This is a genomic window from Bacillus sp. EB106-07-01-XG149, assembly GCF_058791555.1.
Genome location: NZ_JBYTDP010000010.1, coordinates 59,289 through 84,570, shown reverse-complemented (window position 1 = coordinate 84,570; position 25,282 = coordinate 59,289). Strand labels below are relative to the sequence as shown.

Annotated in this window: 22 protein-coding genes and 1 other annotated feature; of the genes, 15 read left to right on the top strand and 7 right to left on the bottom strand. The window is 35.9% G+C overall.

The window, feature by feature from the left end; genetic code table 11:
- Positions 1-48: 48 nt before the first annotated feature.
- Complete coding sequence (locus AC3WTA_RS26070) at positions 49-1,362, bottom strand: alkaline phosphatase family protein (protein ID WP_000356427.1); 1,314 nt, start codon at positions 1,360-1,362, stop codon at positions 49-51.
- A 154-nt stretch (positions 1,363-1,516) separates the two neighbouring features.
- Between AC3WTA_RS26070 and AC3WTA_RS26065 the strand changes: the two genes are divergently transcribed.
- Together AC3WTA_RS26065 and proS are read left to right on the top strand one after the other, a co-directional pair.
- On the top strand, positions 1,517-1,810 hold the full coding sequence (locus AC3WTA_RS26065) for a YesK-like family protein (protein ID WP_000383868.1): 294 nt from the start codon (positions 1,517-1,519) through the stop codon (positions 1,808-1,810).
- Positions 1,811-1,903: 93 nt separating this feature from the next.
- Positions 1,904-2,111: a binding site (T-box leader), on the top strand.
- A 46-nt stretch (positions 2,112-2,157) separates the two neighbouring features.
- Positions 2,158-3,588, top strand: a complete 1,431-nt coding sequence (gene proS / locus AC3WTA_RS26060) for a proline--tRNA ligase (RefSeq protein WP_001040946.1) — start codon at positions 2,158-2,160, stop codon at positions 3,586-3,588.
- 114 nt (positions 3,589-3,702) lie between these two features.
- Here the strand turns inward: proS and AC3WTA_RS26055 are convergent, their stop codons facing one another.
- Positions 3,703-4,785, bottom strand: coding sequence for a cell wall anchor protein (locus AC3WTA_RS26055; protein WP_492333076.1), 1,083 nt, complete (start codon positions 4,783-4,785; stop codon positions 3,703-3,705).
- Between the two features lie 307 nt (positions 4,786-5,092).
- On the opposite strand from AC3WTA_RS26055, the gene AC3WTA_RS26050 reads away from it, so the two are divergent.
- The 7 genes from AC3WTA_RS26050 (at position 5,093) to AC3WTA_RS26020 (ending at position 11,672) form a co-directional block, all read left to right on the top strand.
- Positions 5,093-5,971, top strand: coding sequence for an ROK family protein (locus AC3WTA_RS26050; protein ID WP_070169378.1), 879 nt, complete (start codon positions 5,093-5,095; stop codon positions 5,969-5,971).
- A gap of 128 nt (positions 5,972-6,099) precedes the next feature.
- On the top strand, positions 6,100-6,696 hold the full coding sequence (locus AC3WTA_RS26045) for a TerD family protein (RefSeq protein ID WP_001121586.1): 597 nt from the start codon (positions 6,100-6,102) through the stop codon (positions 6,694-6,696).
- Positions 6,697-6,719: 23 nt separating this feature from the next.
- The gene (locus tag AC3WTA_RS26040; RefSeq protein ID WP_000146732.1) at positions 6,720-7,304 is read left to right on the top strand and encodes a TerD family protein; all 585 of its coding nucleotides are present in this window, start codon (positions 6,720-6,722) and stop codon (positions 7,302-7,304) included.
- 82 nt (positions 7,305-7,386) lie between these two features.
- The gene (locus AC3WTA_RS26035) at positions 7,387-7,965 is read left to right on the top strand and encodes a TerD family protein (protein ID WP_000236646.1); all 579 of its coding nucleotides are present in this window, start codon (positions 7,387-7,389) and stop codon (positions 7,963-7,965) included.
- A gap of 72 nt (positions 7,966-8,037) precedes the next feature.
- Positions 8,038-8,829 (top strand): TerC family protein, encoded by a 792-nt coding sequence (locus AC3WTA_RS26030; protein ID WP_000025707.1) that lies wholly within the window; start codon positions 8,038-8,040, stop codon positions 8,827-8,829.
- A 110-nt stretch (positions 8,830-8,939) separates the two neighbouring features.
- Positions 8,940-10,571 (top strand): YceG family protein, encoded by a 1,632-nt coding sequence (locus AC3WTA_RS26025; protein ID WP_000492828.1) that lies wholly within the window; start codon positions 8,940-8,942, stop codon positions 10,569-10,571.
- Positions 10,572-10,589: 18 nt separating this feature from the next.
- Positions 10,590-11,672 carry a toxic anion resistance protein gene (locus AC3WTA_RS26020; protein WP_001064402.1) on the top strand — a complete coding sequence of 361 codons (1,083 nt, stop codon included), beginning with the start codon at positions 10,590-10,592 and terminating at the stop codon, positions 11,670-11,672.
- A gap of 82 nt (positions 11,673-11,754) precedes the next feature.
- On the opposite strand, the gene AC3WTA_RS26015 is transcribed toward AC3WTA_RS26020, so the two are convergent.
- The gene (locus AC3WTA_RS26015; RefSeq protein ID WP_000073678.1) at positions 11,755-14,421 is read right to left on the bottom strand and encodes a cation-translocating P-type ATPase; all 2,667 of its coding nucleotides are present in this window, start codon (positions 14,419-14,421) and stop codon (positions 11,755-11,757) included.
- Positions 14,422-14,613: 192 nt separating this feature from the next.
- Positions 14,614-14,838 (bottom strand): DUF1128 domain-containing protein, encoded by a 225-nt coding sequence (locus AC3WTA_RS26010; RefSeq protein ID WP_000366197.1) that lies wholly within the window; start codon positions 14,836-14,838, stop codon positions 14,614-14,616.
- 173 nt (positions 14,839-15,011) lie between these two features.
- Between AC3WTA_RS26010 and AC3WTA_RS26005 the strand changes: the two genes are divergently transcribed.
- From AC3WTA_RS26005 to AC3WTA_RS25995, 3 genes are read left to right on the top strand one after another with little or no spacing between them, the layout of a single operon-like run.
- Positions 15,012-15,476, top strand: coding sequence for a low molecular weight protein-tyrosine-phosphatase (locus AC3WTA_RS26005; protein ID WP_000250910.1), 465 nt, complete (start codon positions 15,012-15,014; stop codon positions 15,474-15,476).
- Between the two features lie 53 nt (positions 15,477-15,529).
- Positions 15,530-16,045 carry a DUF4075 domain-containing protein gene (locus AC3WTA_RS26000; RefSeq protein WP_001085385.1) on the top strand — a complete coding sequence of 172 codons (516 nt, stop codon included), beginning with the start codon at positions 15,530-15,532 and terminating at the stop codon, positions 16,043-16,045.
- 6 nt (positions 16,046-16,051) lie between these two features.
- Positions 16,052-16,921: a YihY/virulence factor BrkB family protein gene (locus AC3WTA_RS25995; protein WP_001226522.1), complete on the top strand. Its 870-nt coding sequence runs from the start codon at positions 16,052-16,054 to the stop codon at positions 16,919-16,921.
- 183 nt (positions 16,922-17,104) lie between these two features.
- On the opposite strand, the gene AC3WTA_RS25990 is transcribed toward AC3WTA_RS25995, so the two are convergent.
- A complete protein-coding gene (locus AC3WTA_RS25990) occupies positions 17,105-19,030 on the bottom strand; it encodes a heavy metal translocating P-type ATPase (protein WP_001083800.1) in 1,926 nt (641 codons plus the stop codon).
- A gap of 269 nt (positions 19,031-19,299) precedes the next feature.
- Here AC3WTA_RS25990 and AC3WTA_RS25985 point away from each other — a divergent pair, with 269 nt between their 5' ends.
- Together AC3WTA_RS25985 and AC3WTA_RS25980 are read left to right on the top strand one after the other, a co-directional pair.
- A complete protein-coding gene (locus AC3WTA_RS25985) occupies positions 19,300-20,250 on the top strand; it encodes a DMT family transporter (RefSeq protein ID WP_000845721.1) in 951 nt (316 codons plus the stop codon).
- Between the two features lie 122 nt (positions 20,251-20,372).
- Positions 20,373-21,053 carry a lysoplasmalogenase gene (locus tag AC3WTA_RS25980; protein ID WP_001051062.1) on the top strand — a complete coding sequence of 227 codons (681 nt, stop codon included), beginning with the start codon at positions 20,373-20,375 and terminating at the stop codon, positions 21,051-21,053.
- Between the two features lie 55 nt (positions 21,054-21,108).
- Here AC3WTA_RS25980 and AC3WTA_RS25975 read toward each other — a convergent pair whose 3' ends face one another.
- A complete protein-coding gene (locus AC3WTA_RS25975) occupies positions 21,109-21,393 on the bottom strand; it encodes a hypothetical protein (protein ID WP_000867040.1) in 285 nt (94 codons plus the stop codon).
- Positions 21,394-21,552: 159 nt separating this feature from the next.
- On the opposite strand from AC3WTA_RS25975, the gene lepB reads away from it, so the two are divergent.
- The gene (gene lepB / locus AC3WTA_RS25970) at positions 21,553-22,089 is read left to right on the top strand and encodes a signal peptidase I (protein WP_000983304.1); all 537 of its coding nucleotides are present in this window, start codon (positions 21,553-21,555) and stop codon (positions 22,087-22,089) included.
- Positions 22,090-22,131: 42 nt separating this feature from the next.
- Here the strand turns inward: lepB and AC3WTA_RS25965 are convergent, their stop codons facing one another.
- Entirely contained in the window at positions 22,132-24,894 is a 2,763-nt protein-coding gene (locus tag AC3WTA_RS25965) for a tetratricopeptide repeat protein (RefSeq protein ID WP_309529548.1), read from the bottom strand.
- Positions 24,895-25,282: the final 388 nt, after the last annotated feature.

The following is a 25,282-nucleotide window of genomic DNA, read 5'->3' as shown; positions in this document are numbered from 1 at the left end:
AGAAACAGTGATGATTTTTACATAAATTTTACATATATACACAGTTCTTTACAATTGAAGTAAATCCTCTACAATTGATCCGTCTGTTTCACCTAAGTGTAAACCGAGTAGTCTAGCGATAGTTGGACCTTCATCAATAAGTCTCATATACGGAATGGTAACGCCGCTTTTTATCCCTTTCCCAGCAGCGATAAAAATTGTTTCATAGTTAGGTTTTGTTGGAGAGTATCCATGCGTACCAAATGTATATTTTTTACTAGGCGTAACATCTTTTTCAGTAATTTCTTTTATAAAATCGCCTGTATAGTTTTCAGTGAAATAATATCCTTCTTGTGCTTCCAACATAAATAAACAATTACCATCTGCACCGCAGTCTTTTGCAGCCTCATCATGAAGCATAAATTCAATACCGTTTTGTTTATTTTGAAGTAACTCTTCAAGTAGTAGTTGTATTTTTCGAATTGTATCCGTATCATTTTTGTCCTTCACATATACATAGGCAGAGCCGTCGCAACTTTGGCAATAGACCTTCCAGTCTACTAATTTTCCTTTTGAATTTATAGATATAAGCCCTTTTTGATGAAATAGTACATTTAATTGAATGGCTTTGTTTTCACTTAAAGCGCTATGATCACCGAGAGCGATAATTGTACTTTCTTCGTATAGGTCACTGTCTTTTAAAGCTTGAATAATTTTTCCTAGCCGTTCATCATGTCTATGGATAGCAGCTATTGTTTCGTTAGATTCAAAGCCGTGATAGTGTCTTTGAGTGTCTAAATCGGTGAAATGTACAAACATGACATTAGGCTTCTTCGTCTGGATTGTATGCACAGCAGAAGCAAGTACGAAATCATCGAGTTCAGGCTGTGATAAGCCATTTCTTATATGACCAAAACGCTGATTCAAATCTAATTGATATAGCGGGCTACCGCTAAATAATGAAACTAAAATTTGATTTTGCCACGGTCTATTTGGAAAAATTTCAGGTAAATTGTAATCAATATTTGCTCTGCCGGTAACAGGCCATAGAAGGGCAGCTGTCGTTAAATTTGCTTTATGTGCTTCATCGTATAACGTTGTTCCTTTAATGGATTTTCGGTACCAATGCCAATCTGGTGACTCGCGTCCAGGTTGAAGTAACGTATTGCTAACTACGCCATGTTTATTAGGGTAGTTTCCAGTAACGATTGTTGAGTGACTTGGATATGTTACAGAAGGATAAATAGGTTCCACTTTTCTTGCCATCGCGCCCTTGTTTATTAATGTTTGAAAATTAGGGAGTTTTTGTAATATAGGAAAATCTAAAGCTGATAAGCAATCGAAAGATAAAATAATGACGTGATTTGTTAATGCTTTATCCATAAAGTTCCCTCCTGATTATATAAAACCTATTCTTATATATTACTATTAATACCTAGTAATAAAAATATATTTCTAGGTAAAAATTTATTATTTATTTTCAGAAAAATTAAACATATAATTAAGTATAAGGGAATGAATGGAAGGAGGGAATACTATGGATTGGCTAGATGGATTTAGTATCTTTTACATCATTGGCGGAATTACGATTATCCTTGTATTTGCTATTTCGTATTTACTAAAGAAACGGTTTCCAAACAAACAGTTCGATATTATATTTGCACTTAGTTTAATACTTCTGTGTTTAGCATCCTTTCCGGTTACAATGATGGTGATTGGTGGATGGGAAGGAATGGGATATGGATTTATTGGTTTCTTCGTTCTACTTGGTACACTTATCGGTATGATTGCACATCAACTGGTAAAAATCTCGCGAAAAAGCTACGTATAAAACTGCAGAAAATGAAAAGAATATATAAAGATGAGAAAATTAGCTATTGTTTTAAAAAAGAATTTGTATTATGATAATCAACAAATTTATTTCGTTATAACGATGAAAAAGGACTAGTACATGTTCAACCTTTTTAGCAGAGAGAGAATCCGCCAGGCTGAAAGATTCTTAAAAAGGCGATATGGAACCTACCTTTGCGTTCTGCATATGCAGCGGGAATTTCCCGTTATCAAAAAGAGAGCATGCACAATTTTTTGTGCATGAATCAGGGTGGTAACGCCGGCAAAGCTCGGTCCCTATTTAGGGACGCGGGCTTTTTTGTATTTTCAAAAGGAGGAAGATTGACTATGGCAAAAGAACAAGTACAGGCGATTACGAAGATGGAAGAGGATTTTGCACAGTGGTACACAGATATTGTAAAAAAAGCAGAACTTGTTGATTATTCAAGTGTAAAAGGATGTATGATTCTACGCCCGTACGGTTATGCCTTATGGGAAAATATGCAGAAAGTTATGGATGAAAAGTTAAAAGCAACTGGTCATGAAAATGTATATATGCCAATGTTTATTCCAGAAAGTTTATTGCAAAAAGAGAAGGATCATGTAGAAGGATTTGCTCCTGAAGTAGCATGGGTGACACATGGCGGGGATGAAAAATTAGCGGAGAGACTTTGTATACGGCCTACATCTGAAACTTTATTCTGTGAGCATTTTTCAAAAATTGTGCAATCCTATAATGATTTGCCAAAGCTATATAATCAGTGGTGTTCAGTAGTTCGTTGGGAGAAAACAACGAGACCATTCCTTCGTACAACGGAATTCTTATGGCAAGAGGGTCATACAATTCATGAAACAGCAGAAGAATCGCAAGCTGAAACGTTACATATTTTAAATCTATATGCTTCTTTCTGTGAAGATTACTTAGCAATACCAGTAATTAAAGGGCAAAAAACAGAAAAAGAAAAGTTTGCAGGAGCAAAGGCAACTTATACGATCGAAAGTTTAATGCATGATGGGAAAGCACTTCAAACAGGAACATCCCATAACTTTGGAACGAATTTCTCTGAAGCATTTGATATTAAATTTTTAGATCGCAACGGTAAGTGGCAATATGTACACCAAACATCTTGGGGTGTATCAACAAGAATGATAGGTGGACTTATTATGGTTCATAGCGATAATAATGGTCTTGTAATGCCTCCTAAAGTCGCACCAGTACAAGTTGTTATTGTGCCGATTGCTCAGCATAAAGAAGGAGTTTTAGCGAAAGCAACAGAGTTACAAGAACATATTCAAAAGGTTGCACGAGTAAAAATAGATGCTAGTAATAAAACACCAGGCTGGAAATTTAATGAGTATGAAATGAAGGGCATTCCAATTCGATTAGAAGTTGGTCCTAAAGATATTGAAAAGAATCAAGTTGTACTTGTTAGAAGAGATACGAAAGAAAAAGAATTTATATCAATGGATCAATTAGAAAAACGTATTCCAGCACTACTTGAGGAAATTCATAATTCTTTATTTAATAAAGCAAAAGTATTTCGCGATGAGAATACGTATAGTGCGACGAATTTCGAAGAGATGAAAAAAGTAGCTGATGAAAAGCAAGGATTTATTAAGGCAATGTGGTGCGGAGAATTAGCTTGTGAAGAGAAACTAAAAGAAGAAGTTGGAGTATCTTCTCGCTGTATGCCTTTTGAGCAAGAGCATTTAGCTGACCAATGTATTTGTTGTGGTAAAGAAGCTAAACAAATGGTGTATTGGGGAAAAGCGTATTAATGCTTTTTTGATAGATGATAAAAAGGACTTTGGGCTGCATAATAAAATGCAATCCAAAGTCCTTTTTAGTTTTGCAATTTGTTTCATGTATGTTTTAGATGGAAGGATGTGTTTTTATTTTGCGTTTTTACGGCGAATAAATAGTAACATACCGATTAGGAATGTTGAAAGTCCCATTAAAATAGATGCAGGATAATGCGTTGCCGTATTAGGTAACTTATCGCCTTCTTTTTTCACATTATCTTTTACATTACCACCTTGGGATCCGTTGCCACCTTGAGAACTGCTATCGCTTTTAACGCGGTTGCCGCCTTGAGAGCCATTACCACCTTGAGAACTGCTATCGCCTTTAACACGGTTACCACCTTGAGAACCGTTACCACCAGAACCGTTGCCACCAGAAGCATTGCCGCCAGAACCGTTACCACCAGAACCGTTACCACCAGAACCATTGCCACCAGAACCACTGCCGCCAGAACCGCTACCACCAGAACCGTTACCACCAGAACCGTTACCACCAGAACCATTGCCGCCAGAACCGTTACCACCAGAACCGTTACCACCAGAACCATTGCCACCAGAACCATTGCCACCAGAACCATTGCCACCAGAACCACTGCCACCAGAACCGTTGCCATCAGAACCGTTGCCGCCGGAGCCATTGCCACCAGAACCACTGCCGCCAGAACCGTTGCCATCAGAACCGTTACCACCAGAACCATTGCCACCAGAACCGTTACCACCGGAACTGTTGCCGCCAGAGCCATTGCCGCCGGAGCCATTGCCACCAGAACCACTGCCATCAGAACCGTTGCCACCAGAACCGTTGCCGCCAGAACCACTGCCATCAGAACCGTTGCCACCAGAACCGTTGCCACCAGAACCGTTACCACCAGAACCGTTGCCGCCAGAACCGTTGCCACCAGAGCCACTGCCATCAGAACCGTTGCCGCCGGAGCCATTGCCACCAGAACCACTGCCATCAGAACCATTGCCACCAGAACCACTATCGTCCTGAGAGCCACTGTTTCCTGGTGGCTTATTATTATCTTTTGAGTTGCCTTCTGCTAAATGATCGTTATTTTGTACAATTGCGTTTGCTGCTGGAGAGAAGTTTTCCGTTGCTGCATTACCGATATTTAAACCGCTAAAAAAAGATAAAGAGAGTGTTGATGCTAAAATGAAGATTTTCGTCATTGTTTTCCTCCTAAGAAATTAATATTCCATCTAAAATACATCCTTTTGTAATATTTCTTAGGAAAAAGAGTTTTATGCAAAAAAAACTATATATAGAAAAAGGTGGTGTATTTTTGAAGAGAGAAAAGAGTTAATGTAAACTCTTTATCCCGCTATTTGACGGGTAGTAAGAACCCCACCTGAAAATTCAGCGAAAGCAAAGAATTTAGGTGGGGGATGAACAAAACCCCACTGATTAAAGTTTCACTTTATAAATAGTAGAGCAGTGAGAATTTTACACTCATTACAGTAGAGGAAGTGACAGCAGATGAAAGAATATATTGCATTTGATATTGGTGGTACACAAATTAAATATGGAATTGTTTCAGAAACAGGAACAGTACTAAAGCATAAAACAGTTCCAACAGAAATTCATTTGGGTGGGGAACAAATCATTCAAAAACTTATTCTTCTATCCCGAAAATTAATGAATGAACATACAATTTCGGGAATTGGCATTAGTACTGCGGGAATTGTTAATATTCATAAAGGAGTTGTAACGGGAGGGGTGGAGCATATTCCGAACTACGCGACTATTCCTATTATTGATAGATTGCAAGAGGTATTACAAGTTCCTGTATCCGTTGAAAATGATGTGAATTGTGCAGCTTTGGGTGAGAAGTGGAAAGGTATTGGAAACGGAAAAAGAAATTTTATTATGCTTACTCTTGGAACTGGTATTGGAGGAGCGATTTTTATAGATGGAGAGTTATACAGAGGACATTCTTTTAGTGCTGGTGAATGGGGAAATATGTTAATAGAAGGAAAGCCGTTTGAAGGGGTCGCTTCCATTTCAGGGTTAATTCGTCTTGTGCGAAAATATAAAGGTGAAAGTGATTGGAATGGAAAAACGATTTTCGAACTGTATGATAAAGGAGATAGAGAAGTTACACAAGCGGTTGAGGTTTTCTTTAAACATTTAGCGATTGGAATTAGTAATCTTGCTTATATTTTTAATCCAGAAATGATTGTTATAGGTGGAGGAATTACTGATAGGGGAAATCAGTTCTTAAAAGAAGTAAAAGAAGAGGTAGAAAAATATTTAGATAAAGAGATTTATAGTAATTGTGAGATTGAACTTGCACAAAACGGTAATTGTGCAGGAATGATTGGTTCTATTTACCACTTCTTACATCATCATAAGTAAATTATATGAATGTTTTCATATAACTGAGAATTTATCCTTTTTATCATTAGGTAAATAATGCTACAATATAAGGGAAGAATACAATATTTTCCGCCTTGGAAAATGCTTTGTAGAAAGGAAGAAACTGCATGCCTATTATTTTAGAAAAAGGTCAAAAGATCGATTTAACGAAAGGACAACCAAAAGTAGCAAAACTACAGGTTGGCTTAGGCTGGGATCCAATTGGGCAATCAGGTGGGTTTCTGTCTTCATTATTTGGAAGTAAACCAAATGTAGATTGTGATGCATCTGTTGTTATGTTAGAAGGGGATCGTTTTTTAAACAAAAACGATTTAGTTTACTTCGGAAACAAGCTTTCTACTTGTGGTAGTATTATTCATTCAGGAGATAATTTAACAGGTGAAGGCGCTGGTGATGACGAAACAATTTTCGTAGAATTACATAAAGTTCCGAGCCGTATTAATCGTTTAGTATTCGTTGTAAATATTTATGACTGTGTAAATCGTCGCCAAGATTTCGGGATGATTCGTAATGCGTATATTCGTATTCAAAACCCGCAAACTGGTGAAGAATTAGCACGCTATAATTTATCGGATAATTATGCTGGCAAAACGACTCTAATTGCAGGTGAAATGTATCGCCACGGAAGTGAATGGAAGTTTTCAGCTGTTGGAGAAGGCACACAAGATAAAAACTTAAGTGAGATTGTATCACGTTATCAATAAAATAAACCGAGGAGGAATTGAATATGGCATCAATTTCATTGAAAAAAGGACAAAAGGTAGACTTAACAAAAACAAATCCAGGTCTTTCAAAAGTTCTTGTAGGACTTGGTTGGGATACGAATCGTTATGACGGACAAAACGATTTCGATTTAGATGTTAGTATTTTCTTAGTAGGTGCTAACGGTAAAGTTTCAGGTACAGAGGATTTCGTCTTCTATAATAATCCAAAAGGTGCGAATGGTGCTGTCGAGCATTTAGGAGATAACCGAACTGGCGAAGGTGAAGGCGATGACGAATCGATTAAAGTAGATTTAAAAAATGTACCTGCACATATTGAACGTATTTGTTTCTCAATCACAATTTACGATGGAGAAGGTCGTAGCCAAAACTTCGGACAAGTTTCTAACTCTTTCGTACGTATTTTAGATGAAGAAAAGAATGCAGAGTTAATTCGTTACGATTTAGGAGAAGATTTCTCTATTGAAACAGCTGTTGTAGTAGGGGAATTATACCGTCATGCAGGTGACTGGAAGTTCAATGCAATCGGAAGTGGATTCCAGGGCGGATTAGCGTCTCTATGTAATAATTTCGGTTTAGATGTAGAGTAATAGATTTTATATATCCATCGGTGAAACAGGTGTTTACTGATGGATATATTTTTTAAGATATAAAATATAGAGGTGAATATAAATGGTTATTCAATTGCAAAAAGGACAGAAGATTGATTTAGGTAAGACAAGCCCTGGCTTAACAAAAGCAGTAATTGGTCTTGGATGGGATATTAAATCTTATGACGGTGGATCAGATTTCGATTTAGATGCATCAGCATTCCTATTAGATGCGAATGGAAAATGTACGAAGGAAACTGATTTTATTTTCTATAATAATTTACAGTCTCCTTGTGAATCTGTTCTACATACAGGAGATAACCGTACAGGTGAAGGTGAAGGCGATGATGAACAACTTGTTGTGGATTTAAAGAAAGTTCCAGCAGATGTGCACAAAATTGCTATTACAGTTACAATTTATGATGGAGAAGGCCGTAGTCAAAACTTTGGACAAGTAGGAAATGCGTTCGTTCGTTTAGCGAATGAAGAAACGAATGAAGAAGTTCTTCGTTTTGATTTAGGGGAAGATTTCTCCATCGAAACAGCAGTTGTCTTTTGTGAATTATACCGTCATAATGGACAGTGGAAGTTTAATGCAGTAGGAAGTGGATTCCAAGGTGGTTTAGGTGCGCTTGTAAGAGCGTATGGCTTGGAAGCATAGGAAGGAAACGACATTCGTTTCCTTTTTTTGACCTTTCTATAAATCTAGCAAAGAATAGGGGATATAGGTAAGATGAGTATTTTGCAAGGAATCCTTGATACGTATGCTCAGTTTTTCGACTTGGACATGTGGATTAAAGTGTTGCAAGATCCAGTATCTTGGGGATTAATAGGTACACTTGTTGTACTTGAAGGGTTGTTATCTGCTGATAACGCACTTGTATTAGCGGTAATGGTAAAACACCTTCCGGAAGAAAAGCGTAAAAAAGCATTATTCTATGGACTTATTGGAGCTTATGTATTCCGTTTTATTGCAATTGGAATCGGAATGTTCTTAATTAAATTATGGTGGGTAAAACTTCTTGGTGCACTTTACCTTGCTTGGTTATCAGTGAAATACTTTATTGATAAGCGTAAAGGTGCAAGTGAAGAAGAAGAAGCTCATGGCATGAATCAAAATAGTATTCTCTTTAGAATGTTCGGTGTCTTCTGGGGAACAGTTGCGATGGTTGAATTAATGGATATCGCGTTCTCTGTAGATAGCGTACTTGCTGCATTCGGTGTATCTAATGAAGTTTGGATTCTATTATTAGGCGGAATGCTTGGTATTTTAATGATGCGTGGTATCGCTGGTGTATTCTTAAAATTGTTAGAGCGTATTCCAGAGCTTGAAACAACAGCATATATTTTAATCTTAATTATCGCATCGAAAATGCTATTGTCTCTAATTGATATTCATATTAGTCATACACTGTTCTTCATTATTTTAGTTGTAGCATTTGGAGCAACGTTTATACTTCACTACATGAAGAATTCTGGACAAGCTAAAGAAGAAGTTGCAGCTACTAAAAATAATCATAAATAATTGAAATGGGTTTGCTCGTTATGCGAGCGCCCATTTTTTATAACTAAAAATAGTTTATAATAGAAGAGAGACTTTATAAAAAAAGTAAATGTTTTTGGAGGTGAACTGTTGTGTTTTCACGTTTTACACTTCAACCATGTGCATTAAAAGACGAATCAGATTTAAAGCAATTTGAAGCGCTTTTAGAAAAACGCCCACAATATGAACTGACAGAGAATGAGATGAAGTTTAGTTATATAGCATGTCGAATCCTTGGCGTTCCTAATGATGTAGATGAATATTTTAATGAGCTATTTGATTATAGTGAAGCGAAAGGAATCGAAGTTTTACACGAACAAAATTTAAACAAAGTGATTGATTCGGAAAAGCTTCGTCATATTCAAGAAGTGTTCGGATTACATCAAGAAGCACCAAATGGTCTGACAGTAAATAGGTTAGTGGCACATTTATCTGGGAAACAACTTTTACCGAAAGTAGACAATCCTGACTTACAGCATTATATACATACGACGTTTATTTCTGTATTGAAATTATATGAGAAACAACATAACCAATCGTTAAAAACAGAAGGATTCCGTCGTTTCTTAATTGATATAATTAAATTAAGTGAAAATTACGTAGCGAAGTGGTTCTCTACGATTAATTATAAGAAACAAATGCCGCGCATTATTTGGTACGGTGATGCACAGGAAAGCCGTATATATTTCTTATACTTTCTTATTATGCTCGGTTGCGATGTACTTTATTATCACCCAGAAGGAAAAGATGGATTTGAGAATGTTGATGAGGAAGGAAGAAGTTTTGTTGTGTCTCATCCAGGTCGGATTTCTCTTGAGCCATTTCCAGATCGCCGCCGTGAGCGAGTTGCGACAGTAGCGTATCAGGCTTCAAAAGAAATTGAACAAGTACTTCACCATGATAACTCACTGCTGTACAAGCCATGGCAATTTCGTTCCTATACGCCTGTAGCTCGTACGCTCAAAACAACGTATGATGAACTCTTTTTAATTACGAAAGAAAAGGCATTTGTGCGTCCAACATTCTTTGTTGAAAATAAACACATTTATATCCCTTCTTTATTTGCGAAAATATCAGGTGTCTCAAAAAATGATAAAGAATATTTTCAGCGATTAAAGGCTATTACATCATTTGATAACAGTTTATTAATTAATACATTTCCGTTTACGAAAGAACAAAAAGCGAATTTCCAATATCATTACCGAGATGCGTTAGACCGCGGGGGGAAATTACACCCTGATTTAATTATGAACAGTCATTGGTGGCCACATAAACGTTTGCCAGAAGGATTGCAACATGGTATTGCAGAGGCGATCATCCATACGTGCGAAAGTGAAATGTGTAAACCCATTGCGAAAGAGACGAAACAAGATGTAGCACTGTATGTTTTCGCACAGCTTTCTCAAATACCGCCGAACATTTTAGAGCAACTTGAGAAATTTGATTACTCGCAAGAAGTACCGAAAATTGTTATATTTAATAATGAGAAGAGCGGAGAATTAAGCCGTTCGGATGCTGTTTTATTATTATTTTTAAATCAAATTGGGGTAGATGTATTCCACTTTAATCCAACGGGGAGAAATGATATTGAACCGTATATTGAAGCAGAAGCATTTGATTCCCATTGGCTTGAAGAAGTTAATTTCGATCTTGAGTTTCATGGTTCATCAGCCTATAAAAATTTATCACAAACAATAAAAGGACTATTTCGTCCATTTTTATAAGGAAAGGGAGAATGCCATATGAATAACCCAGTCATACTAGATTCGAAAACAGAATTAAATGAGCAAACGGCACAAGATGTTCGTTTACAACTTAGACAAGATGCAGAAGTACAACGTATTTATAATGCAGTAGATATTAAAGATCAGTTAGAATTAATCGAGCTTGGAAAAGAACCATCTATGGAAATTTCACGTTTCGCTGATCAAATTTTACATACAATGTCTTTATCAAAAATAGAAGACTCCGGAGAATTATTAAAACAGCTTGGTAAAATTATGGACAGATTCGATAGCAAAGACTTTGCGGAAGAGAAAAGCGGTTTCTTCTCACGTATGTTCAAAAAAGCTGATAAAATGATTGAACAGATCTTTAGTAAGTACCAAACAATGGGTCGCGAAATGGATAAAGTATACGTAGAAATTACAAAGTATCAAGATGAAATGAAAAAATCAATCGGTACGTTAGATGGTTTATATGAGCAAAATTTAAAATATTATTTAGACTTAGAAAAGTATGTAGTAGCAGGAGAAATGTTATTAGAGCGTTTAAATACAGAGTTGGTTCCAATGTACGAAGAGCGCGTGCGCAACAATGACCAATTAGCAGGTATTGAATTAGAATCACTGAAAAATTCTGTTGAAATTTTAGAGCAACGTATTGATGATTTAGAAAAAGCACGTATGGTTGCGCTACTTACAGCACCACAAATTCGTATGGTTCAACGTGGTAATAATAAATTAATTGGTAAAATCAATACAGCATTTATTACAACGATTCCTATCTTTAAAAATGGTATTATTCAAGCGGTGAATGCGAAACGTCAAAAGCTTGTTGCAGATTCTATGGCTGAACTTGATCGCCGCACAAATGAATTACTTAAGAAAAATGCACAAAATATTGCAACGCAAAGTGTGGAAGTAGCGAGATTATCAGGTTCTTCTAGTATTAAGATGGAAACACTTGAGGAAACTTGGAACATTATTTCAAGAGGTATGCAAGAAACACAACAAATTGAAGAGCAAAATAAACGTGAGCGCGAAGAAAGCCGCAAGCGTATGGCTACGTTAACAGAGAACATAAAAAAAGAATTACAAGGATAAAGTGAAACTTTAATCAGTAGGGACATCTCCCGCAAATAGTGAAATAAATGAAAAGGCAATGAGGAATAATCCTCATTGCCTTTTAGTTTCTCTTTACTAATTTAATGATCTCATTCACAACAAGTGGAATGATACTTAATAAGAGAACAAATCCCCAATCTCGCATCGTTAATGCGTGTACACCGAATATATTTGCAAGAGGTGGGATGGAGATAATACACACTTGCATAAGAACACCGATAAGAAGGGAGAAGACTAAATATTTATTTGTAAAGATCCCAATTGAAAAAATGGATTTCGTTCTTGAACGCAAGTTAAATGAATGAACGAGCTGAGAAAAACTAAGAACGACAAATGCCATCGTTTGAGCGTGTAATAGGGCATCTTCATCAATTTTCTCTGGGAAAAGAGGAAATAAATTTGTATCTCCGGTATAGAATTTTGCCCCGGCGATAAAGGCTGCTAACGTTAAAAGTCCAATGACAACCCCATTGAAAATAAGAAAAGGAACGCTACCACTAAATAAGCTTTCTTTCGCATGTCGTGGTTTTTCCTTCATCACATCTGGATCTTCAGGGTCAACCCCAAGTGATAATGCAGGCAGTGTATCTGTAATCAAATTGACCCACAAAATGTGAATAGGTCGTAGTGGTGTTGCCCAACCGAGTAAAATAGCTAAAAATAAAGCGATAATTTCTCCAAAGTTACAAGAGAGTAGGAAGAGAATTGATTTTTTTATGTTACGATAAATATTTCTCCCTTCCTCAACAGCTTTCACGATAGATGAGAAATTATCATCTGTTAATACTACATCCGCTGCCCCTTTTGCAACGTCTGTTCCTGTAATGCCCATCGCTACGCCAACATCTGCTTGTTTTAAAGATGGAGCGTCATTGACGCCATCACCAGTCATAGAAACGATATTTCCTTTTGCACGTAATGCTTTTACAATCTTTACTTTATGCTCTGGAGAGACTCTGGCAAATACATTTAAGTGATTAATTTTATTTGCTAGTTCTGTATCTGGGATGTTATCTAATTCAGTTCCAATCATAATTTCAGATATTTCTTTGGCAATACCAAGTTCTTTGGCAATTGCAAATGCGGTATCTTTATGGTCACCAGTAATCATAACTGTGCGAATACCGGCTTTTTTACATTCTGTAATGGAATCTTTTACTTCAGTTCGCGGTGGATCAATCATACCGACAAGACCAATAAAGATGAGATTTTCTTCGAGATGATCTATAACCACATCGTTTGAATTGTATTGTTTAAATGCGAATGAAAGTACTCTTAAAGCCTCTTGAGACATTGCCCCGGCAGCTTCTAATATTTGATTTTTATCAGCATCTGTTAGAACCTCGATTTTACCGTTTTTAAATATGTGGGTACATCGAGGTAAGAGTTTATCAATAGCACCTTTCGTCATGCTATAGTAGCTGTCATCGTATGTATGAACAGTTGACATCATTTTACGATCTGAATCGAAAGGCAGCTCGTTAACGCGTTCATGTATCTTTTCTAAATGATCTTTTTGCATGTTAAAAGTGTTTCCAGCAACAAGAAGGGCAATTTCTGTAGGGTCCCCTGTTTGTGAGTCGGAACTGTAAGAAGCATCGTTGCATAGCACCATATTTTCTAACAATAGACGTTGTACATCATTATTTACATTTAAGTTTTCTAAATGGTCGTATGTGTTATCACTATAAAAGTGAGTAACGGTCATTTTATTTTGCGTTAACGTACCTGTTTTATCTGAACAGATAATTGTGACAGAACCGAGAGCTTCGACAGCTGGTAGTTTACGAATGATAACATTTTGTTTAATCATTCGCTGCACACCAATTGCAAGAACGATGGAAACAATAGCCGGCAAGCCTTCTGGAATAGCTGCAACGGCTAAACTAATAGCAGTCATAAACATTTCTAACGTATCTCGTCCTTGTAAAAAACCGATGATAAACATAATGACGCAAATAGATACAGCAACAAAGCCTAAATACTTACCGACTTGTGCTAAGCTCTTTTGAAGTGGTGTCATATCATCGTCGGCTTCATGTAAAAGGGTAGCAATCTTACCAATTTGTGAGTTCATTCCAGTTTCAACAGCGACACCGACTCCGCGCCCATATGTTACTAGTGTCGACATAAAGGCCATATTTTTTTGATCGCCTAATGGTACTTGCTCATCACTTTGCATAGAAGGGTGGTAAATTGCATCTTTATCAACAGGGACAGATTCACCAGTTAGAGCAGATTCTTCAACTTTTAAATTTGCGGTTTCAATAAGTCGCAAATCACATGGGATATAACGTCCTGCATCCAGCATGACAATATCACCTGGAACGACTTGTTCAGATGGAATTTCTTTTAGTTCACCATCTCGCTTGACGATAGCTTTAGGTGTCGCCATCTTTTTCAATGCCTCTAAAGCTTGTTCTGCTTTCGATTCTTGGATGACACCGATAACAGCGTTTAAAACTACAACGAGCGCGATAATACTAGCATCAGCCCATTCACCTACAAAGGCAGAAATAAGGGCAGCAATAATAAGGACATATACGAGGACGTCATTAATTTGGGCGAAAATACGCTGCCATAACGTGCGTTTTTGTTTTGTAGCTAATTCATTAGAACCGTATTGCTTTAAACGTTCATTTACGATTTCATCTGTTAAACCGTGTTGTTCGTTTGTTTCTAAGTCGATTAATGTTTGATCTTTCGTCTTACTGTACCAATTGCTCATAAGTAAGCACCTCCAGTAAAAACAGTTAGCAATGGTAGTGTTGCTATTATTTGTGAGTAGTATGTATGGAGAAAAAATCTAAGGTGAGGTTCTACTTCCATTGTACAGTATTTTACAGTTGGTTGAGGGAAAGAGAAAAGTTGTCATGAATTTGTTGGAAATAAAAAAAGCCTCATATAAACGAGGCTTTTTTTACTTTTTAATTAATGTACCTAATTCTTCTGTAATAGCTTGCATTTCACTGATGCTGAATGTTTCACGTTTCATAACATGCTCGTAAATGTCACGTAAGTCTTCGTACATTTCTTCATTAAAGCTAGCAGCTCTCATCGCTCCAGCATTAACCATACGTAATTTTTCTTTAATAGCTTCGACCATATATTCAACGTTTTCTTCTGACTTTACGGATAAATCCACCGAAGTGTCCCCCTTTAAAATAACATAAGGATATCTTAACATTTTTTATCATTTTCGTTAATGAATCTTTTCAATCCTATTAAATTAGTAGGGATTTCCTTTATAATTAATAATTGGTTGTTTATACTATAAGTATATATAAAGAAATGCACCAAGAAGGGAAGAACAAAAATATGGTTCAAGTATTGTTTGTTTGTCTTGGGAACATTTGCCGTTCACCGATGGCAGAAGCAATTTTTCGAGATCTTGTCGTAAAAGAGGGACTCGAGGAGAAAATTGTCATTGATTCTGCAGGAACTGGAGATTGGCATGTTGGCCATCCGCCACATAAAGGAACACAAAAAATTTTAAAAGAAAATGCAGTCACTTTTGAAGGAATTAAAGCAAGGCAGGTAGAAAAAGAAGACTTAACAAAGTTTGATTATATTATTGCCATGGACAACAAGAATATAGCAGATTTAAAAAGTTTAGGTAAAACTGGAGGCTATATTGGTAGACTGTCCGATTTTGTTCCAGACGGTGGCTGGACAGACGTTCCCGACCCTTACTATACAGGGAATTTCCAAGAAGTATATGACCTTGTAACAGAAGGGTGTGCAAAGCTATTAGCTTTCATTCGAAATGAACAAGGAATATGAGGAAGCTTAGAAAGAAATACTTTCTAATATAAGAAATGAAAGGGTGAAGGAATATGGCAAAGAAAAATAATATTGCTCGAAACATTGCGATTGGTGTAGCTGCAGGTGTAGCTGTATCTATGTTGAAGAAGGAAAACCGTGAAAAAGTAAAAAATACTGCGGAAAAAGCAAAAACAAAGATGATTGAAATCGGTGAAAATGCGAAGATAAAAGAAAAAGTGCAAACTGTTACAGATAAAGGACGCGAACTCGCTGACTTCAATGTAGTAAAAGCGAAAGTAGCAGAAATTAAAAAATTGACGCCGTCTGTTGTAGAGACGTTAAAAGAAACGAAAGAAATTTTTAGTAAGAAAAAGGTTGAGCCAGCAGAGAAGCCAGAAACGATTGAAATTCAAGCTGTATCTTCAAAGGTAGATGAGCTGAAAGCAGAAGAAGAGCCAGTAGTTGCTGAAGATGGCGGTATGAAAGAAGCGCGTGAACTATTTATGAAAGACTCAAATGTAGAGGGAAAAAAAACTGAAGCGTACATTGAGTTGAAGCAAGATAAAGAAGAGAAGAAAAGCGTTTAAACATATATGAGAAAAATTTTAGAAAAGGTGAGGAGACATCGTACTTATTCGTTTGGTAAAGACTTATATGACCGAACGATGCGCGATGATGTAGCGGGCTTGGCAGCACAGCTCGCTTATTTCTTCTTGCTTGCAATTTTTCCTGGGCTCGTTTTCTTAATTACGCTTCTTGGATTTATTCCCATTCAAACAGAGGATGTGCTTAGTTTATTAGAGGTTTATGTACCAGATGATGCAATGAACTTAATTGAGGTAAATGTAGATAAAGTTGTAAATCAGCAAAATGGTGGTTTATTATCATTTGGTTTATTATCCATGTTATGGTTTGCCTCAAATGGTGTTAATGCGGTTATGAATGCTTTTAACCGCGCCTATGACGTGAAAGAAACACGTTCTTTTATTACAACAAGAGCGTTATCAATTGTGTTTACATTAGCTATCATTTTTATGATTGTCTTTGCTTTAATTGTCCCGGTATTCGGACAAGTTATTGGAGCAGCGGTGTTTAAAGCACTCGGTTTATCAGATAGTTTCTCTTTCGTATGGAGCATTACACGCTTAGTAGCGAGTTTCTTCGTACTATTTGCCTTGTTTAGTTTCTTATATACATTTGCACCAGATCGAAAGTTAAAAAGAAGAGAAGTCATTTCAGGAGCAACATTTGCTACTGTAGGATGGATTGTGGTATCGTACTCATTTGCTTATTATGTAGATAAGTTTGCGAATTACGCCAATACATATGGTGGTCTCGGTGGTATCATTATTTTAATGTTATGGTTTTACTTAACTGGATGGGTAATTTTACTTGGCGGTGAAATTAATGGTTTACTCCATCATTATAGGACGGGTGACAATAATTCCCGTAATGAAAAATGACCTCTTGTTCCATAATAATAGGGAACAGGGGGGATATTTCATGAGTAATAATAAAAAGAACCACAACAACAAAAATAACAATAAACAAAAGAGCAGTTCGCATCCAAAGCATAAAACGAGTAGTAGTGCGAACGGGCATAATAGCTACCATTAAAAAAACGGGTCCTCTATGAGGGACCCGTTTTATTTGTTTCCATTTAATAATCGTAAGCCATTTAAAATGACAAGAATTGTACTTCCTTCATGCCCAATCACACCGAATGGAAGAGCTAAAAATTGCAAGAAGTTTGAACAAATCAGCATTGCAATTACAGCTAGTGAAAAGATTACGTTTTGCTTTACAATACGGTTCATTCGTTTTGATAAGCGGATTGCTTGGGAAAGGCGAGATAATTCGTTTTTCATAAGTACAACGTCTGCAGTCTCTAAAGCTACGTCTGTTCCTTCACCCATTGCTACACCAATGCTGGCAGTAGCGAGTGCAGGAGCATCATTTATACCATCTCCGACCATTGCTACTGTCCCGTATTTTTCTTTTAGCTTTTTAATCGTTTCAACTTTTGTTTCTGGTAAGCATGATGCGTAATATTCCTTTATATTACTTTCAGAGGCAATTGCTTTTGCCGTTTCTTCATTATCTCCAGTAATCATAATTGCTTCGACACCAATGCTTTGTAATTCACGAATAGCAGCTATTGTTTCTTGGCGAAGCGTATCTTTTAAAGCGATAAGTCCAAGAATGCCTCTCTCATCACTAATATAAACGACAGTTTTACCTTCTTTTTCAAGGGAGGCAGAAATACCATTATGAAATGTCTTTGTTTCTTCACCGATAAAATCAGCTTTACCTATTTTATAAGCTTTGTTTTCAAATATTCCTTTGAGTCCAAAACCAGTTACATCTTCAACATTTTCTGGTTTTTTTAATACAATGTCATACGCATGTTGTGCATATTTAACGATAGATTCAGCTAAAGGGTGTGTAGAGTGACTTTCAATTGATGCTGTAATAGAAAGTACTTCTTTTTCTGTCATACTTTCTCGAACATATACATCTGTTACGGTAGGTTTTCCTTCTGTTAATGTTCCTGTTTTATCAAAGGCGATCGCTTTTACTGAAGCGAGGCGTTCTAAATGTATGCCACCTTTAAAGAGAATTCCATTTCTTGCTCCGTTAGAAATTGCAGACAATGTTGCTGGTGTAATGGCAGCAACGAGTGCACAAGGAGATGCGACTACAAGTAAGATCATAGCGCGATAAAACGTTTCATTCCAGCTCCAGTCAAGTAAGAAATGAGGGACGAACATCATAAGCGCAACAACGAGTAGTACACCTTTTACGTATGTTCCTTCAAACTTTTCGATGAATAGTTGTGATGGTGATTTTTCACTTTGTGCACTTTGGACGAGACGGATAATCTTTTGGAATAATGTTTGATCGCTCGGCTTCGTAATTTTAACTTCGATAGCACCGCGTAAATTTACGGTACCGGCAAATACTTCATCGCCATGTTTTTTTTCATTTGGAATAGGTTCTCCAGTAATTGCTGCTTCATCGATATTTGTTTCACCGTTATGAATCGTACCGTCAGCAGGAACGCGCTCACCTGGCTTAATTAAAATAATGTCGTTAATTTGTAATCGTCCAACAGGAACACGTTCTTCGGGTCCATTTGAAATACGTAATGCTTCTTCAGGTTGTAAATCAAGAAGCGCTGAAATTTCTTTTTGACTTTTACTTAATGTATAAGATTCCATCGCACCGCTTAGTGCGAAGATAAAGATTAAAATTGCACCTTCTGCCCAGTAGCCAATGATTGCAGCACCGATAGCAGCAAAGAGCATGAGCATTTCGACATTTAGCTCTTTCTCTTCAATGGTATCTTCAATACCTTCTTTCGCTTTTGCATATCCACCAACTATATAAGCAAGGATATAGCAAGTAATGCCTACATTCATTGCATCGTTCTTTGTGAATAACCAACCAGCTAAAATGAAAATACCAGATGCGATTGCAAATATAAGTTCATGATGTTTCGTTAATGTATCCCATAAAGAGGGATGAGAAATAGACTTTTGTACTTGTAATGTTTTTACTTCTGAGTTCATTACTACTCGCTCCTTCCAAATTCTTATTGAGAAAAAGAATCAAAATCGAAACCCCTATAAAACGACGAAAGCTGCCATCCATAATGGATAGCAGCATTTCTGTTGAATCTGATTTTAATAGTTATTATGTTGTAATTATTCTATAGTATAGCATATGTTTTCGTTAGATGATATGTTTTGTTTGCGTATAAACTGAAAACTTGTGTTTTCACACTTCCTTTGGTATATATGAATATTGTTCATAAAAAGATCGGAAAGGAAGACAACAAGTGAAGACAGAGAAATTTTTTACCCATCCGATTGGCGTACTAATTGCTGCAATAGTAGCGACTTTTTTGTGGGGGAGCGCATTCCCATTTATTAAATTAAGTTATGCTGAACTTGGAATTCAGCCACAAGAAGTTGGGGAGCAAATATTATTTGCTGGTTATCGTTTCTTTTTATCTGGAGTCATGCTCTTATTATTCTTTAAAGTGTTAGGAAAAGATATGAGCTTCAAAAAAGGAACGGGGAAGCAATTAGTACAAATTGGTTTATTTCAAACATTTCTTCAATATATATGTTTTTATATTGGAATGAGTTATAGTTCTGGTATTGAGGGAGCTATCATTTCAGGAACATCATCATTCTTTCAAATTTTACTCGCTCACTTTTTATATAAAGATGACGCTCTCAATATGAGAAAAATAATTGGGGTCTCTATTGGCTTTTGTGGTGTCATTTTAGTAAATGTACCGAGTGATGGTAGTTTGTCATTCCATTTCGGAATCGGTAGCTTATTACTTCTTAGTGCAGCAATGTTGTATTCATATGGAAACATATTGGCGAAAGAAGGTAGCAAAACATTAGATGTTGGCTATATGACAGCATATCAAATGATTTTTGGTTCTATAGGGCTATTATGTATAGGGGCTTTGCAAGTTGGAGCCATGCCACTTACATTTAGTGTACATGCAATATTTATGCTTCTCTACTTATCTTTCTTATCCGCAGCAGGCTTTTGCATTTGGAATACAATTATGAAGTATAACAAGGTTGGAAAAGTATCAATGTACATGTTCTTTATACCCGTATTTGGTGTGTTATTATCGAGCATGATTTTAGGAGAAGCAATTCATTCATTTGTATTATTCGGTTTGGCATGTGTAGCCGCGGGAATTATCGTGGTGAATCGGACGACAGCTAAGCAGAAAAGGGCGAACGAAAAACAAGTAGCATAGATAACAGGAAAACGATTACAATGGAAGAACAGTACTGTTCTTCTTTTTTTATATAGAAAAAGGATAATAGACTAGGTGTAACGAAAAAAGATACAAAAAGCATTTATTGAGGAGAACATGTTATGAATCTACTTTACATGGTGTTAATTGGACAAATAATTCTTTTTTTAATTGGTGCAATGTACGCAATAGGACAGACAAAAAAAACAAGAAATAATATGCCGTTACCTTTAGCGGTGCGTCTTATTCTTAGTTTTTCTTTAACAGGGAGTGCAATTTGGATATGGTTACAAGATCCATCAGTAGCGTATAGTACGTGGGTTGCACTAGGTATGACGTTATCAACTGTAGGAGATTTATTTATGGCAGGTTTGATTCCAATTGGTCATCGATTAATTGGAGGGATGATTACTTTCGCGCTTGCGCATTGTTTTTATGTAAAAGCATTTTTGCAAACAGGCATCTCATGGAATGGTTTTTGGATTGGTTTACTCGTATACGGGCTCTTTCTAATTATAGGATGGTACTTCTTTATACGAAATGATAAACAAGATAAATTGTTTACGATAGGAGCTCTAATTTACGGATTGTGGGTTGGAGGAATGGCTTGCTTTGCATTCGCCCTATACTATGAGAATACAGGAATATGGTGGATACCGGCTTTTGGTGGTTTACTATTTGTGATTTCTGATTTTATTATAGGTGTGACAGATATTGGAGGGCGCAAATTAAAGTATGAACCACTTTGGATTTGGTTTACATATGTAGCGGCTCAAATGTGTATTGTATATGTGGGAATATAAAAAGATACTCTCAAAAATAGTGGATAGACTATTTTGAGAGTATCTTTTTTTGTTACTATGCTACGATGTTTTTTTGTTGTAGGGCAGAAAGGCTATATTCATCAGCTGCTTTATAACCTTGAGCTAATAAATCATTGATGTAAAGCTTGTTGTAAATAAAGCAGAAGACTAGGTTAGAGAATCCGAACGTAAACATGCTAGCGATTAAAATAATTAAAAACCATTTCCAATCTCCACGGAATATAGCAGGGAAGAAACCAAAGAAAAATACAGTCCAACTAAAACCAATTTTTGCTTGTTTAATTTGGCCGGTATTTTCATTTTTAAGCATAACTTTCATAGAAAAAGTCCTCTTAAGTAAATAAAAATATAAAATAATATATTTTTGAATATTATTATTTAAAAGTTTGTAATATTACAATTTTATAATTCAGAATTTTATGGAAATTACACAGTTGAAGTCCTTATAATAAAAGTAAAAAGATGATGAGATGGTGGAATGATGCAAAAGAAAAAACGTTGGCGTGAATTCTTTGGAACAATTGCAATTGCATGTTTGTTAGTGTTTTTAGCGAAAATTTTTGTGTTTTTTCCTACGACTGTAAAAGGAGCGTCCATGAAGCCGACGTTACAAGATGGGGATAAGCTGATTGTTAATAAGTTAGCAAAGCAGTTTGAAAGTTATGGGAGAGAAGATATTATTGTTGTGAAGACGGATAATTTTTATGTGAAAAGGGTTATTGGTTTGCCTGGCGATGTAATCGAGGTGAGAAATGATCAATTATATGTGAATCATGAAGTGACACAGGAAGCTTATTTGTATAGTAATAAAAAACAAGCTGAAAAAAAACTTATGAATTTAACAGAGGACTTTGGACCGATTACAGTTCCTAAAAATAAGATTTTTGTTATGGGAGATAATCGCCTAATAAGCAGAGATAGTAGAAATGGTTTGGGACTTATTGATAGAGAAGATGTATTAGGAGAATTAGCGGCAATTTATTATCCATTTGAACATATGAAAATAATGAATTAAAGTAAAAAACCAAGCAAACTGAAATTTGCTTGGTTTTTTATGTTAAATCGTAGGAGACTCATTAAATTCATAGACGTCTTCATTGCTTTTGTTTGTACTTAAAACGAATTTGTGCTGCAATAGTTGCAGTTTAAAGAATGCTAACGGATCGTGATAAGTTTCTGGGTTGCTTCTTAATGTTGTTAATGTTTGCTCGTCTTCCTGTATTTCAAGTTGAGCTGCTTCTACATTTTGTTTCAATATGCTAAGTGGATCTTTAAAGAACATCATGATATCTCGTTCTAATGCGCCTTCAAATACTTCAAATTGAAGGAAGAATTGTTTTGAGATTGTTTGAGCAATTTCCGTATAGTCTTCCGTTTCAATGTATTGTTTATATTTGTTTGCGAGCATAGACTGATTTTTTTGCATGTTACCAAATAGTTTTCCCGCACTCTTTAAGAAAAATTGTGTCGGTGTAAAGCGTAATAAAATATTGATGTTCGTTACTGTAATTCTATTTGTCATGCGTACAACATCTCGATGCCAATCATCTAGTAATTTGAAATCACAAGGAAGTTTCATGCGTTCTTCTTTATATAATTTATTAAACGTTTCACTCATTTCATCTAAATAAGATTGAGCTTGAATAAATTCATTATGAGCTGTTTCAATCCACTCTTGAATAGAACCAGTAAATTTAGGAAGAAGTACTTGTTGTACATGTTTTTGAACTCGTTCGTTCATCGCAGTATTTAATTCTTCATGAACTAATTTGAAGTCGCTATCTTCTTGAACAAGGTCAGAACAACTCTGTAATAATTCAGGGATTTGAGAATGGATATCTCGTGTGATTTCTTCTTTCGTTAAAAGATAAGATTCTGTAATAGAACGAATTTTATCTTTTTCAAGGGCAGTAAGGTTGTTAATAAATCCATTTAATTTAACTGAGATATGTTTATTCCAGCGTACTGATTTCACTAATGTATTTTCTAACTCCACACGTTCATTTACAAGGTATGCGATTGTCTTTTGAGTAAACCATATTAGTTTTTCTATACGTTCTTGTTCCATGTTACGTTCTGCCAAATTAGAAAGAATAGACTCTGTCACGTCCCCAAGTTGCTGGCTACTCTCTTGTGAAGGAGAGTATGGGAAGAACTGTGCATTTGGGAAATGGACTTTAATCTTACTCATTAGTTTTTCATTATTGGTCGTATTATTTGTGTGTAATACGAAATGAATTTGTAAATTTGGCACTTGTTCCCGTAAATAAAGTAATGTATCAAGTTCTTCACCATGTAATGGTGAAGCAGAATTTAATACGTAAATAAGGCTATCTGCTGCTTGTAAGTATTCAAAATATGAGCTGTTTTTATCCACTTGCCCTTGAACAGGTGGCGTAACAAGAAATGCAAATTTATTTTTTCTTAAAAATCTACTTGGTAACTTAATTTCTATACATTTTTTCTCAAGTTCTGATCCGGAAGGTGTAGCCATTCTTTGATGGAATTCATCAAAGTTAGGTATATTGTGTACATCTAACGCAGTGAATTCTGTTATTTCAGTTTGGCTATCATCTTTAAATAGAATAGGAGTTGTTACAGTCTCAGTTAAGATGTTCTCTCCTAGTATTGAATTGATGAATGATGATTTATCCTGGTTACTAGTTCCCGCTATTAGTAATTGTGTAACATTTAAATCACACAGTTCGTGAACGAGTAACGTAAATTGATGACTTAAATCCACATCGTTTTTTTCAGCCCATACAGCAATTGTTTCGAATAAATGAGAAACTGTTTCCATATTTACATTTGTTTCAGCTGTTGAATTAGAAAGTAGGGCTCCAGCACTTTTTACGAGTAATGACTCTAAAGTTGTAGGTGAAACTTCATTCCATGCTAACACTGCAGCAGAGACAAATAGGGCATCTTTTGCTTGCGTTAAACTAAACCAATTGGTTAATAAATCTGGTACAAGTCCCTGCATTTCATGCATGAAATGCTCACCAGTAATTAACTCAAAGTACGTATCTTGATAGCGTTCAAAAATTTCATGCCAATCGTCATTGTTGTCTGTTTCAATATGTAAGAATAAATGATTTATTGTTTGAATCCAAGGTAGATGTAAGTTTTCATTTTGATAGCTGTTCCAAAGCGCAATAACAAGTTCTTTAAATTGGACTTGATCAATTGCATATAAAGCTTTTAAAGATTCATAGAAATATTCTGGTTTGATTCGTTTCGTGAATCCTTGATTCACATAATTGATTAAAGTATCGAACCAGTGTAACGATTTTGTTCGAATTCCTTCTTGAACGGCAAGTTCGATAGCATTATTCCAATCTTCTTGTTTTTCATAGAATGAGCGAGCAATTGCAGTGATATTAGGATAGTCAGGTTGAAATGCAACAGCCTCACTAATCGTCTTAAATGCTAGACCTAAACGATCTTGTTCGATGTAAAGAGAAAGAAGTTGTAAGGAAACTTCCATTGTAAGAGTTGTATCTTCCGTTTGAATAGATTGATAAATCTCTTCTGCTTTTGGCAAGAATCCTAGTTCAAAATAAGAATCCGCAATATTTTTGGTTGCCCAAAGTGCAAGTTCGTTATTTACTTTTTCCCATTTAAATATCGCTGCTTCAAAGTCTTTATTTTGGTAATAAAATTCACCTTGGGCAAAGCGGATATTAGAAATGTTGGAGAATTCATTTGTAGATTCATTTATATATGCTTCACCGAGTACTTCTGATACTGGAGTAGAAGTTTCTTCTGTTAAAAATGTTTTATAGTAAACCTTTTGGATAAATTGATTTTCAATGGTCATGTTCGTTCCCCCTGTATAATTTAGAAAAATGATGTTGTATGTAAAGGGTGTATGTTCTTTTAATAGGTAGAAGTTGCATTATATCGACCAAACTATGTTTTTGCTAGATATATCATTTTTCCTGAGAGTTAAACCGTTGCGAAAAGTAACTTTCCTTTATTGTAACAAAAAAACAAGCATATGAATTTTTATTTTTTAATCCGGCTATTTGCGGGTAGTAAGACTAGCGCTTCAAAAATCGGTGAATACAAGGGAAGTAGGCGGGAGTCGGGCGCACAATTGGTGTGTGCTAAAAATTAGTGAGGATGAGCAAATCACCACTGATTAATGGTTCACTTTCTTCCTGCTAAAGGAATGGATAGAAGTAGAGTTCATTATAAAAACAATG